Annotated in this window: 10 protein-coding genes; 8 read left to right on the forward strand and 2 right to left on the reverse strand. The window is 49.1% G+C overall.

Features of this window, described 5'->3' with window-relative positions:
• Nucleotides 1-185 precede the first annotated feature (185 nt).
• The 7 genes from KNQ07_RS06010 to treC all read left to right on the forward strand — a co-directional run bounded on the left by KNQ07_RS06010 (nt 186) and on the right by treC (nt 9,410).
• On the forward strand, nt 186-554 hold the full coding sequence (locus tag KNQ07_RS06010; protein ID WP_214765408.1) for a GntR family transcriptional regulator: 369 nt from the start codon (nt 186-188) through the stop codon (nt 552-554).
• On the forward strand, nt 548-1,414 hold the full coding sequence (locus KNQ07_RS06015) for an ABC transporter ATP-binding protein (protein WP_214765410.1): 867 nt from the start codon (nt 548-550) through the stop codon (nt 1,412-1,414). The genes KNQ07_RS06010 and KNQ07_RS06015 overlap by 7 nt, the downstream gene beginning before the upstream one ends.
• Nucleotides 1,407-2,369 (forward strand): hypothetical protein, encoded by a 963-nt coding sequence (locus KNQ07_RS06020; RefSeq protein ID WP_214765412.1) that lies wholly within the window; start codon nt 1,407-1,409, stop codon nt 2,367-2,369. Before KNQ07_RS06015 ends, KNQ07_RS06020 begins: the two co-directional genes overlap by 8 nt.
• 46 nt (nt 2,370-2,415) lie before the next feature.
• Complete coding sequence (treR, locus tag KNQ07_RS06025; protein WP_376778100.1) at nt 2,416-3,126, forward strand: trehalose operon repressor; 711 nt, start codon at nt 2,416-2,418, stop codon at nt 3,124-3,126.
• 167 nt (nt 3,127-3,293) lie between these two features.
• On the forward strand, nt 3,294-6,080 hold the full coding sequence (locus tag KNQ07_RS06030) for a sensor domain-containing protein (RefSeq protein WP_214765415.1): 2,787 nt from the start codon (nt 3,294-3,296) through the stop codon (nt 6,078-6,080).
• A 223-nt stretch (nt 6,081-6,303) separates the two neighbouring features.
• Entirely contained in the window at nt 6,304-7,743 is a 1,440-nt protein-coding gene (treP, locus tag KNQ07_RS06035; RefSeq protein ID WP_214765417.1) for a PTS system trehalose-specific EIIBC component, read from the forward strand.
• 23 nt (nt 7,744-7,766) lie between these two features.
• Entirely contained in the window at nt 7,767-9,410 is a 1,644-nt protein-coding gene (gene treC, locus KNQ07_RS06040; RefSeq protein ID WP_214765419.1) for an alpha,alpha-phosphotrehalase, read from the forward strand.
• Between the two features lie 59 nt (nt 9,411-9,469).
• On the opposite strand, the gene KNQ07_RS06045 is transcribed toward treC, so the two are convergent.
• A complete protein-coding gene (locus KNQ07_RS06045) occupies nt 9,470-10,828 on the reverse strand; it encodes an alanine/glycine:cation symporter family protein (RefSeq protein ID WP_012371572.1) in 1,359 nt (452 codons plus the stop codon).
• Nucleotides 10,829-11,019: 191 nt separating this feature from the next.
• The gene (locus KNQ07_RS06050) at nt 11,020-11,829 is read right to left on the reverse strand and encodes a DUF6612 family protein (RefSeq protein WP_012371573.1); all 810 of its coding nucleotides are present in this window, start codon (nt 11,827-11,829) and stop codon (nt 11,020-11,022) included.
• Nucleotides 11,830-12,140: 311 nt separating this feature from the next.
• On the opposite strand from KNQ07_RS06050, the gene KNQ07_RS06055 reads away from it, so the two are divergent.
• Entirely contained in the window at nt 12,141-13,442 is a 1,302-nt protein-coding gene (locus KNQ07_RS06055; protein ID WP_376778101.1) for an alkaline phosphatase, read from the forward strand.
• Nucleotides 13,443-13,444: the final 2 nt, after the last annotated feature.

The raw sequence follows: 13,444 nt of genomic DNA on the forward strand, positions 1-13,444 counted from the left end.
TCGGTCATCCTTCCTGATGATTCTTCTGTCGTCAGTATAGCAAATATTTAAAGATACGTTACGCTGAAGAAACATTTCTTCCTTTTAGAAGTGTTCCTTCTTAATTCCTCACCTATTGACGGACTGGATAGAATTCCCTATAATTAGTGTACTAATTGAATTAATACACTTAAGGAGGTCATCGAATGTTTACGGTTGACCCTAAAAGTTCGTTGCCGATTTATGAGCAGCTGGTCGCCCAAATCATCCGTGCGATTGCCCGTGGATTGCTTCGGTCCGGCGAACAGATGCCGTCCGTCCGCGAACTGGCGAGCACGTTACTCGTCAATCCGAATACCGTTTCCCGTGCCTATCAGGAACTCGAAAGTCAGAACTTCATCGTCACGATGCGCGGCAAAGGGTCGTTCATTTCCGACCTGCCGATTGAACGGGTCAAACAGGCGGCGATTCAGCCGCATGTGCAGACACTGTGCGCTGTAGCCGATGAATTATCGATATCCAATGCAGATCTGTATCAACTACTTATTCAAACAAGGGAGGATTCATCATGTTGACCGTGTCTCACCTGACCAAACAGATTGATTCCAAAATGATTTATGAAAACGCCTCGTTCACGTTACCGGCCGGAACGATCACGGCATTGATCGGACGAAACGGTGCCGGAAAGACGACATTAATGAAGACACTCGTCGGAGCACTTGAACCGTCGCGCGGAAAAGTCGAATGGAACCAGCAGTCGATCCATCACGTTCCGGCAGCCCGGCAGCATCTGTTTTTAGTCCCGGATTCACTCGGGGTCTATCGCCAGATGACACTAGGCGAATTGATTGGCTTTTACAATGCGTTTTATCCGAATTTTGAGCGGACTTTTATTGAAAACTATTGCCGCACGTTGAATCTCGATCGCGGACGGCGTGTCACATCGCTCTCGAAAGGTCAGGCGCAACTGTTTTTACTGCAGCTGGGGTTCGCGACGAACGCACCGGTCCTGCTGCTTGATGAACCGACGGACGGACTGGACCGGATCAATAAACGAAACTACTTAAAACAACTCGTGACGTTGCTTGCTGAACGTCAAACCGCCGTCCTGATCGCGTCCCACCAGTTGGAGGAACTCGATTCACTGGCCGACCGGATCATGACGATCGAACAACACCTCGTCAAAGAACCGCAAACACTCGAAGATGCAAAATCGAGCATGCAGAAATGGCAGCTCGCCTACGAGACGGTCCCGGATTTCCAACATCATGACGTCCACGTCTTATCGCAGACCGGTCGGGTCGTCACGCTGATCGTCCGCTCAGAAGCTGGTGCTGCCTACGTCGATAACACGAATCCGTTACTAAAGGATGCATTACCTGTCCAACTCGAAGATTACTTTTTAGGAACGTTCGGAGGCGATCAACATGTATAAACAACTGATCCGTTATCATATCAAGCAAGGCATCTGGCCACTCGCATCCCTTTTCCTGCTCGCCGTCTTCAGTTACGGCTTCGGCAGTTATACGGTCATCGATAACTTCGGTACATACGGCGGCGCAGAAACCGAAATCATCCAGTCTGTACTCGTTAGTCCGAGTTTTGCCGGGTTCGGTGCGATTTTGATGGCTGTCTTCGCGATTTTAATCCTCGGCAAAGAACGGGGAAGCGGCCGGAGTTTAATGCTCCATGCGCTGCCGGTCAATAAAAAAACGCTCTACTGGATCAAGTGGGGTCTTGGTGTCGCGGTCCTGCTGATTCTGCCGATCATCGGTTTCTTCTTCAGCTGGCTGATTTTACAAGGACTCGGCGGCATTCATCCTTTTGACTATGTCAGCTTGTCCGGCCTGGCACTCGACTTCGTGTCCTATTTCCTGTTCGACCTCGTCGTCTTCAGCATCTTTTTACTCGCGGGAACGATTGCCGGTGATGTCATCGGTCAGTTGCTGCTCGGTCTGTTCTTCTTGTTTTTAAACTACTTGACCTTTTTTGCGGTCGTTGCCATCACGACGCTTGGTTTCGGCCTTGCAGAAGAGCAGGATTCGTCATTCGATTTCCTGACGACGATAGCTTCTCCGTTTACCTTGTTGTTCCAAGAAGAACAGTTAACCAGTGCGCTCGTATTCAACTTCGTCTTGCTTGTCGTCGTGGTCAGCTTCGGCAGTCTGCTTTATGTCCGAAGCGAAAACGAACGTCTTGGTCGTTTCACGGTTTTTCCGAAGATTCATCCGCTGTTGATCATCGTGTTTTCTGTCTATACGACTGTTTTACTCGCTGCCATCATCGGTATCATCTCGTCTGAAAATCAATTTCTCTACTGGCTTGCCGTCGCGATTCTCGCTTGGCCCGCTTTCAGTTCATATCGTCGGATGATTGGGTGGAAACGTTAATTCCGTGCTACACTATCCCCAATACTTGTGAAAAAGGACGGAATCGATCATGCCCAAATATCTTCAGATTTATCAACAATTGGTCGACCGGATCCAGGACGGAACGTTACCGACCGAAACAAAACTCCCTTCCGAAACGGAATTAATGCAGGAATTCGGTGCCAGTCGCGGGACGGTCCGAAAGGCGATTGATGCCTTACAGGACAAAGGCTTCGTCCGCAAACACCAGGGCAAAGGCGTCTTCGTCCTCAGCCAGGACGCGATTGCCTTTCAGTTCAACGGCATCGTCAGCTTTTCGGAAGCCAACCGGCAAATGACTGGACATGATGTCAAGACGGAGGTCATCTCCTGCGACCTGATCGAAGCGGCCGAGGAAATGGCACAGTTGTTTCATGTCACACCCGGCACATCACTAACACAGGTCAAACGGGTTCGGACGATTGACGGGGAACGGGTCATCTTTGATATCAACCTGTTCGTGACATCCCTCGTCCCCGGTCTGACGAAAGAAATTGCCGGCGCATCGATCTATGCATACATCGAACAGACTCTCGGACGGCAGATCAGCTATGCCAAACGAAAAATCGAAGCCCAATCCGCGACGGCAGAAGATCAGCAGTATCTTGACCTCGAAGGCACCTCCCACGTCATCGTCATTACGAATGACACGTATTTTTACGAGGGACAGCATTTCGAACGGACGCAGTCGCGTCACCGGCTGGATAAGTTCCAATTCACCGATATCGCACGCCGCTGAGCAAAAAAACGAACACACATTTAAACAGAACTATGGGAGAGCGGATTTAAATTCCGTTCTCTCTTTTTTTAAGGAATCATTCACTCTTTCATTTGAATGTTATATTATAGAAAAAAGAAGTCAAATTTTAGGCAGTTTCATATATTTTTCAACTGGAGGTTTTACCTTTGCCATTTAAGAAAGGATTACATACTTTACTAAAACGTGGGCAGGATGTCTCCGTCATCGACGAACATTTCATGGAAAACCATCCAGATGCGATTTTTACCCTTGACCCGACCGGACGTGTGACACGTCTGAACGATAAAACCTCTTTGCTGCTCGGATATACAGGACGCGATTTAATGAACCATTTCAGTTTTTTTGTTCATCCGGAGGACCAAGAGACGACGCTGCAACATTTTCAGAAAGTCATGTCCGGGAGCAGTGAGACCTATGCGATCCGCGTTCGTCATGTCAACGGACAGTATCTTGAGATGCAAATCGTCAACATCCCGATTTTTTCAAACAACTTGATTGTCGGGGCCTACGGAATCATTCGTGACTTGACGACAAGCCGCGTCATGAAACAACAGATGGATGCGATTCAGTTCGATCAACAATTGGTCGAAACGCTTCCCGGTATCGCCATTGCCGCTTTTAATGAAGACGGCTGTTTGTTACGTGCGTCCGATTCATTCGCCGAACTGTTTAGTGTTTCACCGGACCAGATTAAGACGTTGTCCAAACAGGAACTGTTTCAACGGATCGATCCTGCACATCAGCAGGAATTCCGGGAATTTCTCGATTTGCTGAAAGCCAACCGTCTTCTTCCTTCGCTCGATATCGAAACCCGTGTCATCCATCCGCAACACGGATTTCAGGATGTCTTTTGCCGGTGCGCCTTCCGCCGGACCGGCGCGAACGAACAGGCGGAGCTGACATGCGTCATCTATAACTTGTCCGAGCATAAATTGCTTGATAAACAACTTCATGATGAAAAGGAAAAGTTGCTGACGTTCCAACAAGTCTCGACCAGTGCCATCTACCGTTACGATTTCACGGAAAAGACAATCATTTTTCATACACGCGGCTTCGAGAAGATTTTTTCCGGCATCCTTCATCACTATGAAGGCACGGAAGGAACCTGGGAAACGGATTTGATTTTGGAAGAAGACCGTTCGAAAGTCGAAGCGAGTCATCAGCGTATCCTCGCCAACCATGAAATCGAACTCTCGTACCGGATCCAACACGATGGAATATTGTACTGGGTGTTAGAAAACCGGACGCCGATCTGCAACCCAAAAGGTATCGTTTCCGCCTTTCAAAGTGTCATTCAGGACATCACCCGGTTAAAACAGCAGGAAGAGAAAATCTTTCAGCTGGCCATGCATGACCGCGTGACGGGGCTGCCGAACCGGACACTGGTTCTCGAGAAAATCGGACAATGGATTAAGACATATCCGACATTCAGCGTGTTGACGGTCAGCTATAACACGCTTCAAGACATCAATCATGATTTCGGTTATGCAATCGGGGATAAGTGGTTGTCAAAAACGGCGACTCAACTCTTGCATCAACTTCCTGGCGCTTCTTACTTCGGACATCTGTACGGTGACGAATACATCGTCCTGTTCCCGAACGTCGTCGAAGAATGTTCGATCAACAAGATTTGTGAACAATTGATTGAACTGTCCAAACAAAAGATCGTCATCGATTCCTATGAATGGTACCCGTCAATCGGCATCGGTGTGAGCCGTTTTCCGGAAGATGCGGATTCGGCGGAAGACCTTGTCAAAACAGCGAGCATCGCTCTCGGTCGGGCCCGTGTGAATGAATACAGCGTCTATTCCTCGACGTTCAATATCGAGACTTACCGGCGCCATCAGCTTCAAAAAAGTATCCGGACAGCTATCCGCCGGAATGAACTGTTCCTCGAGTACCAGCCGAAGGTTAACGCCTGGTCCGGAACGATCGTCGGAGCCGAGGCATTGATCCGCTGGCAACATCCGGACTGGGGCCGGATTCCGCCAAACGATTTCATCCCGTTGTCCGAGGAAAGCGAGATGCATATCCTGATCGCCGACTGGGTGCTCGAAGAAACATGCCGGAACATCAACCAATGGATTCTTGCCGACTTACCGATCGTTCCGGTCTCGATCAATGTTTCTCCCAAACGTCTGATTCACGGAAACTTTGCCGAGACCTGCCAGGAGACACTCCAACGCTTCGGTGTTTCCCCAAGCATGCTTGAAATCGAGATTCTCGAGACCGATGTCCTGTTTGATAACAGTAAAATTCAACAGTCGCTTCAGATGCTCAGCCAAATGGGGATCAAGATCGCCCTCGATGACTTCGGAAAAGGATACTCGTCGATTTCTTACCTGCAACAGTATCCAATCGACACGATTAAGATTGACCGGCAGTTCGCGACGACGTTGGTCCAAGATAAAAAAACGCAATCCGTCGTCCGGAGTGTCCTCTTCATGGCCAAGGAATTCGGAATGGATGTCGTCGCAGAAGGCGTCGAGACGATGGGACAACTTCACTTCCTACGGGGACTCGAATGTACAACTATTCAAGGCTACCTGTTCAGTAAACCCCTGCCAAAAGCAGATTTCGAACAGGCGATGCGTAGGCGGCAAATTGCAGCGACGGAAGCGATGACTTCTCCGATCAGCACCCGGACAATCGATGCTTCGATTACGATTCAACGGTTGAACGGACAGGATATCCACGTCGGTCGAACAAATATCGCAGTCTCCAAAGGGACCATGCATAGTGTCTCCTTCTATTCCCCGCTACATCTGCCTGTTCATGAAGGGATTGAACTCGTTTTGATTTTGAAGCAACAGCCGATTCCCGTCCGACCGCTTCAGGCGATCGAACTGGATAACGGTCAGATCGAATATGAATGTCAGTACTTGGATGTGAAGCAGTCCCACTTCGTCTTTGAGGCGTTGCAATCTTCCTGAATAGACTGTTGCCGACAATCTGACTGTTACTATATAAACCGATACAATCAAAAAAGACCGGCTTTCGAGTCGGTCTTTTTTAATTGAATTCAAGCGCCTCCAAACTTATATAGATAAGTTGTTGACTTAACTTATATAGATAAGTTAAGATGAGTGTGCGCATATAAGAAAACGTTTTCATTTCAAAATGAGTCTTCAGTTCAATCCCAAAGGAGAATGTGAGATGAAACCCAACTATCGGCAAATTGCAGAACAGATCATCGAACGAATCGGTGGCAAAGATAACGTCGAGCAGGCCGCCCACTGTGTCACCCGCCTTCGTTTAACACTGAAAGATCAAAGTCTCGTCGAGCAGGAAGCATTGCTTGAAGTCCCGCTCGTCAAAGGCGCTTTCCTGAATGCGGGTGTCTATCAAATCGTCATCGGCGCAGGTGACGTCGACCGTGTGTACGCTGAATTCATTCAATTGACCGGCTTACAGGCAACGACGATCGCCGACGTTAAATCGTCCGGCGCCTCCAAGATGAATCCGTTCCAAAAATTGATCAAAGTCTTTTCTGATGTCTTCATGCCAATCATCCCGGCCATCATCGTCGCCGGACTGTTAATGGGAATCAACAATCTGTTCGGCATCGAGTTTGGCGGCAAGACGATGATCGAACGGTATCCGAACCTGCAGGGCTTATGGGATCTCATCAACATGATGGCGAACACAGCCTTCGTCTTCCTGCCGGCCCTGGTCGGCTGGTCCGCTACGAAACGCTTTGGTGGCAGTGAAATCCTCGGGATTGTCATGGGACTGATGCTCGTCCATCCGGATCTTCTCAATGCCTGGAATTATGGACAAAGTGCCCTCAAAGGCGACATTCCGACATTCAATATCCTCGGCTTATTCGAAATCGAAAAAGTCGGCTATCAAGGACAGATTTTACCTGTCCTCGCTGCCGCTTACGTCTTAAGTACAATCGAACGTTGGTTGAAAAATCGTGTTCCAAATGCGATTCAACTCCTTGTCGTTCCGATTACGACGATTACGTTAACAGGTTTTCTTGCCCTTGCCGTCATCGGTCCTGTCACGCGCCAAATCGGGGACTGGATTACGATCGGCGTCGTTAATACATTTGAAGCTGTTCCATTGCTCGGCGCTCTATTGTTTGGTGCGCTTTACGCCCCACTCGTCATTACGGGGATGCACCATATGTTCATCGCGGTCGATCTGCAATTGATCGGTCAAAGCGGGACAACATTCATCTGGCCGATGATTGCGATTTCGAATATCGCCCAAGGATCAGCGACACTTGCGATGTTGTTCCTTGCGAAAAACGTCAACGATAAAAACATGGCATCAACTTCTGCCATCTCGGCTTACTTCGGGATTACGGAACCTGCCATGTTCGGGGTCAATCTCCGGTTCAAGTATCCGTTTTATGCGGCACTTGTCGGATCCGCGATTGCTTCCTCGTTCATCGCAGTCAGCAGTGTACTCGCACCGGCGATCGGTGTCGGTGGTCTTCCGGCGTTCATCTCGATTGTTCCGGGATCGATTCTGTCGTTCATCATCGGAATGGTTATCGCGATCATCGTTCCGATCGTCTGTACGTTCCTGTTCCATTATGTCTCGACCAAACGTGCCCGCAAAGCGGCACTCAAAGAGGCAGCTTAAGTTTTAGAAAGGTGTGACCTGATATGACCCTTACGACAACCGACTGGCGTAAATCCGCCGTCTATCAAATCTATCCAAAAAGTTTTTACAGTCCGGAAGGCAAACCGACCGGCACTTTACGCGGCGTGACCGCAAAACTCGATTACTTGGCGGAGCTCGGCGTCGATTATCTTTGGCTGACGCCGGTCTACGCGTCACCACAGCGCGACAACGGCTATGACGTCAGTGACTATTATGCGATTGATCCGTCTTACGGCACGATGACAGACTTCGATCAATTGATTGCGGAAGCCGGTAAACGCCAGTTATCCGTCATGATGGATATCGTCGTCAATCACTGTTCGACCGATCACGAGTGGTTCCGGCAAGGACGACATCCGGACAGCCCCTACCACGACTACTTCATCTGGCGGGACGAACCGACGGATTGGGTATCGAAATTCGGCGGACCTGCCTGGTCGTTTGACGAGGTGGCCGGCAAGTATTACCTGCATCTGTTTGACGAAACTCAGGCCGATCTCAACTGGGAAAACCCGGCACTCCGGGAAGCTGTCTATCAGATGATGTGCTTCTGGCGTGATAAAGGTGTCCGCGGTTTCCGGCTCGATGTCATCAACTTGATTTCAAAAGACGACAGTTTCGCCAATGACCCGACCGGTGACGGACGGAAACACTACACGGACGGTCCACGTGTCCATGACTATCTGCAGGAGATGAATCAACGCGTCTTTGCCGGTCATGATTTAATGACCGTCGGCGAGATGTCGTCGACGACACTCGATCATTGCCTCCGTTATTCGAATCTGAATGAGCAGGAGCTGAAGATGACGTTCAACTTCCATCATCTGAAAGTCGATTATCCGAACGGGGAGAAATGGACGGCGGCGCCGTTCGATTTCCTGGAACTGAAACGGATTATCTCCGACTGGCAGGTCGGAATGCAGGGAAATGCCTGGAATGCGATTTTCTGGTGTAATCATGATCAGCCCCGTGCCGTCAGCCGGTTTGGGGACGATACGGTTTACCGGGTCGAAAGTGCGAAGATGCTCGCGACGACGTTGCACGGTTTGCAAGGAACACCGTACATCTATCAGGGCGAGGAAATCGGTACACCGAATCCGGACTTCACGGATCTGACCGATTACCGGGATGTCGAGACACTGAACGCGTATACCGAAAAAGCGGCGCTTAGGGAGACGGAAGCAGACATTTTGGCAGCCATCCGTCAGAAATCCCGCGATAATGCCCGGACACCGATGCAGTGGGACACTTCACCGCACGCCGGTTTCTCGACGGCGACACCGTGGATTCCGGTTCCTGAAAACCATACCTCGATCAATGTCGAAGCGGCTCTCGCCGACCCGGACTCGGTCTTCTATCATTACAAGCAGCTGATTCACCTGCGCAAACAGTATGACGTCTTGACGAACGGAAGTTACCGGCTTCTGACACCGGACGATCTCTCGCTTTGGGCGTACGAACGGGCGACCGACGACGAACAACTTCTCGTCCTGTCGAACTTTTACGGCACGGACCGTCCGTTCACGTTACCGGACGAGTGGCTCGACTATCAGGTATTGATTCAGAACTATCCGGAGGTTTCAGAGAAATCCGGACAGCTTATCTTACGGCCATACGAATCCGTCATGCTGTACCGGACGGTCTGACTACACAAAACCCCGCACTCTCAATGAGAATGCAGGGTTTTTCTTACATGCAGTGATCTTTAGGATACGCGCCGGTTAGCTTCCTCCCGTTTCAGCTGTTCGCGGAACAGCCTTGTTTCCGCAATGACGACACCGGACAGACCAATCAAACCGATCAAGTTCGGAATGGCCATCAGTCCGTTGAAAACATCGGAAATCGCCCAGACCATATTTAAGTTCGTCGTCATCGCCCCAAGTCCCGCGACGAGAACAAACAGAACCCGGTACGGTAAAATCGACTTTTGACCAAACAGGTAATAGATCGATTTTTCTCCGTAGTAGGACCATCCGAGGACGGTCGAGAAGGCGAACATGACAAGACCAATTGTCACGATATACTTCCCGGCCGGTCCAAGGAACACTTCAAAGCTGGCGGTCGTCAATTCGACCCCTTCGAGCTTTTTATCAAGTTGACCACCCATGACGAGCGTCAATCCGGTCATCGAACAGACGACAAGTGTATCAAGGAAAACCTGTGTCATCGAGACGAGTGCCTGCCGTCCCGGAAAATCCGTTTTCGCAGCAGCGGCGGCAATAGGTGCAGAACCGAGACCCGCTTCATTCGAGAAGACTCCGCGGGCGACCCCGTAACGAATCGCGGCACCAATGGCACCACCCGTAATCGCTTCGTTCGAGAACGTACTGCTGAAGATCGTCGCGAGTGCTCCAGGAATCAGATCAAAGTTCATGACCATGATGAGGAGTCCGCTTCCGACATAAAAGAAAATCATGAACGGTACAAAGTAACTGACGACTCTCCCGATTGATTTGACCCCACCGAGAATGACGACCCCCGTCGCCACCATCAGGACAATCCCCGTTACATACAACGGCACGTCGAACGTTGATTTCATCGCCAGCGCAACCGAGTTGGTCTGAACACCGTTTCCGATTCCGAAGGCGGCGAGCGACGCGAACGCGGCAAACAACACGCCGAGCCATTTTTGTTTTAATCCCCGCTCGAGATAGTACATCGGCCCCCCGGCCATCTGTCCTTTCTCATCAACGACCCGGTACTTGACGGCAAGAATCGCCTCGGCATATTTCGTCGCCATCCCGAACAATCCGGATAACCACATCCAGACGATCGCGCCCGGTCCCCCGAGGACGACGGCTGTCGCAACTCCGACGATATTCCCCGTACCGACCGTCGCTGCGAGTGCCGTCATTAAAGCTTGAAAATGGCTGATGTCCCCTTCCGACGTATCGTCCTGATGTTTCGAGAATGCCAGTTTCAAGGCATACGGAAGTTTGGTGATCTGAATGAATCCGAGTCGTATCGTCAAGTAAATCCCCGTACCGACCAAAAAGATGAGCAACGGCGGACCCCAGACGAAATCCGATACCGCACCAATCCAATCACTGAACGATGTTCCCATTCTAATCCCCTCCTTCAATCTATTATGTACTTTTCTATTTTTTCAGAATTTACAGATAACTGTCAATGATTAATTTTTTGTGCAGACGATTGTTCTCTTATATTCTTATATTTTTTTACTGCTCATTAAAAAGCAATCATCCGTCCGGAGTAATCCGGGAGACGATTGCTTCTTTAGGTAAATCAGATTTTTTATTGATTACCGTTCGGCAATTCCTGTGCATTTTTAGCTTCTTTCGGCAACTCAATTGATTTAATATCATTGAATTTCGAGAACGTTGATTCGTTTTTCATTGTAAACTCTGTTCCTTCTTGAATCTCGAACGCCATTTCCATATCCAATGTTTTTGGATAATACGTTTTCGCATCATACGTCATCGAGTATTCCATCTTTTTATAATCGACTTGATCCATGACATCTTTCATCTGCGCAAGTTGTCCCGACTGTTCGAGCGAATCCTTCATGAACGCTTTTAGTTGATCGCCCTTTAGATCAACATCAATTTGATAGACATCGCCCTCTTTTTTCATCGTCCAATTATCTTTATATTTTTTGAGCAACTTCAGGCTTTGTTCAGTTGAGGCTGATGTCTCCATGTTTTTCAACATATCCCCTAGTTCTGCTGTATCTTGAACTAACCATTGCCCGGCTTGTGATATATACATTTTGTCATCGACTAAATACAATTCTGTGTCTACGTCAGTGCCATCTTCAGCATTTTTCATCGTCATTTTCTGATACATCGTTATTGGTTTTTGGATAATGTCTGCCGAAACCTTCTGACTCATCGGCATTCCGCCAATTTCAGACGTCATGTCACTGTCCATATGAAACGACTTGATGTTCTCTTGGGCACTGGATGCTTTTTTCAGCAACTCCGTATTCGAAAGCTGTTTCGATCCAGTCTCTCCTTGACCATCTTCTATCGTCTGGTCATTACATCCTGCCAGCCCAATTGTCGCCGTGAGGAGACCGACTGTCATCCACCTTGTCTTCTTCATCGTCATTCCTCCTTGAAATTGATTATCTTTATTTACGACTTATCACTGGAAAATGTTTCAAAACCATTTCTTATACTATTACCGTTCTGACTCTTTTTTACTCATCAAACTGAACGTCCCTTTGCCAAACGTAAAGTTTCTTTGATGATTCTTAACAAAACTTTACATCGGTCAAATGTGCGTTTTACACTCCAACGCTAGAGTTAGTCCTGTAGATCTGAACCGTACTCATTTTCCTGAAGGAGGAACCATTCATGACCTTGAAACGAATCATTCCTGTCCTAGCTTTATCGACCCTTTCCTTAAGCACGATGGTCTCGATGAACGATGCCGAAGCAAAAACGAAGCACGCGAAATCACCGGAAATCCGGAACGTCATCTTCCTGATCGGAGACGGGATGGGCGTCTCGTATACATCAGCCCATCGTTACTTAAAGAATGACCCTTCGACGCCACTGGCCGAAAAAACGGCGTTCGATCAGTATCTCGTCGGACAACAGATGACGTATCCGGAAGATCCGCAACAAAACGTCACGGACTCCGCTTCTGCCGCGACGGCGATGTCATCCGGCGTCAAAACATACAATGCGGCGATTGCGGTCGACAATGATAAATCGGAAGTTAAGACGGTTCTCGAAGCAGCGAAAGAACGCGGAAAATCCACGGGTCTCGTCGCAACATCGGAAATCACGCACGCAACGCCGGCTTCGTTCGGCGCACACGATGAGAACCGGAAAAATATGAATGCAATTGCCGACGATTACTTTAAGGAACGGGTCAACGGTAATCATAAGATTGATGTCCTCCTCGGTGGCGGAAAATCCAACTTCGTCCGACCGGACGTCGACTTGACGAAGTCGTTTAAAAAAGACGGCTACAGTTACGTCACGAATCTGGATCAACTGCAGACAGATCAAAACAAGCAGGTCCTCGGTCTGTTTGCAGACGGCGGACTGCCGAAGCGCATCGACCGTGAAAACACGGTTCCGTCCCTTGAGAAGATGACGAACTCCGCCATCAAACGTCTTGATTCCAACAAAAAAGGCTTTTTCCTGATGGTCGAAGGCAGTCAGATCGACTGGGCCGGTCATGACAATGACATCGTCGGAGCGATGAGCGAAATGGAAGACTTCGAACGCGCCTTTAAAGCGGCAATTGCTTTCGCGAAAAAAGACAAGCATACACTCGTCGTCGCGACGGCCGATCATTCGACCGGCGGTTATTCAATCGGCGCGGACGGAATTTATAACTGGTTCGCCGAGCCTATCAAAGCGGCGAAAAAGACACCGGACTTCATGGCGGAAAAAATTATCAACGGAGCGGATGTCCGTCAGACGTTGACGACGTATATCGACCAAAAGAAACTTGCCTTGACGGAAGACGAAATCGGATCCGTCATTCGTGCAGCGGAGTCGCAGAAACTGCTTGATATCGATAATGCCATCGAAGCGATCTTTAATGAACGGTCACATACCGGCTGGACGACAGGCGGACATACCGGGGAGGATGTTCCGGTCTATGCCTTCGGTCCCGCGAAGGAACGATTCGCCGGACAAGTCGATAATACGGATCACGCCAAAATCATATTCGACTTGCTGAAGTCAAAGAAATAAGG

It is taken from the genome of Exiguobacterium sp. s145, from assembly GCF_018618835.1.
GTDB lineage: Bacteria > Bacillota > Bacilli > Exiguobacteriales > Exiguobacteriaceae > Exiguobacterium_A > Exiguobacterium_A artemiae.

Excerpts from the sequence above, each read along its gene's own strand:
- KNQ07_RS06010 (WP_214765408.1), top strand. The coding sequence starts at position 186 with ATGTTTACGGTTGACCCTAAAAGTTCGTTGCCGATTTATGAGCAGCTG.
- KNQ07_RS06015 (WP_214765410.1), top strand. The coding sequence starts at position 548 with ATGTTGACCGTGTCTCACCTGACCAAACAGATTGATTCCAAAATGATT.
- KNQ07_RS06020 (WP_214765412.1), top strand. The coding sequence starts at position 1,407 with ATGTATAAACAACTGATCCGTTATCATATCAAGCAAGGCATCTGGCCA.
- treP (WP_214765417.1), top strand. The coding sequence starts at position 6,304 with ATGAAACCCAACTATCGGCAAATTGCAGAACAGATCATCGAACGAATC.
- treC (WP_214765419.1), top strand. The coding sequence starts at position 7,767 with ATGACCCTTACGACAACCGACTGGCGTAAATCCGCCGTCTATCAAATC.
- KNQ07_RS06045 (WP_012371572.1), bottom strand. The coding sequence starts at position 10,828 with ATGGGAACATCGTTCAGTGATTGGATTGGTGCGGTATCGGATTTCGTC.
- KNQ07_RS06050 (WP_012371573.1), bottom strand. The coding sequence starts at position 11,829 with ATGAAGAAGACAAGGTGGATGACAGTCGGTCTCCTCACGGCGACAATT.
- KNQ07_RS06055 (WP_376778101.1), top strand. The coding sequence starts at position 12,141 with ATGGTCTCGATGAACGATGCCGAAGCAAAAACGAAGCACGCGAAATCA.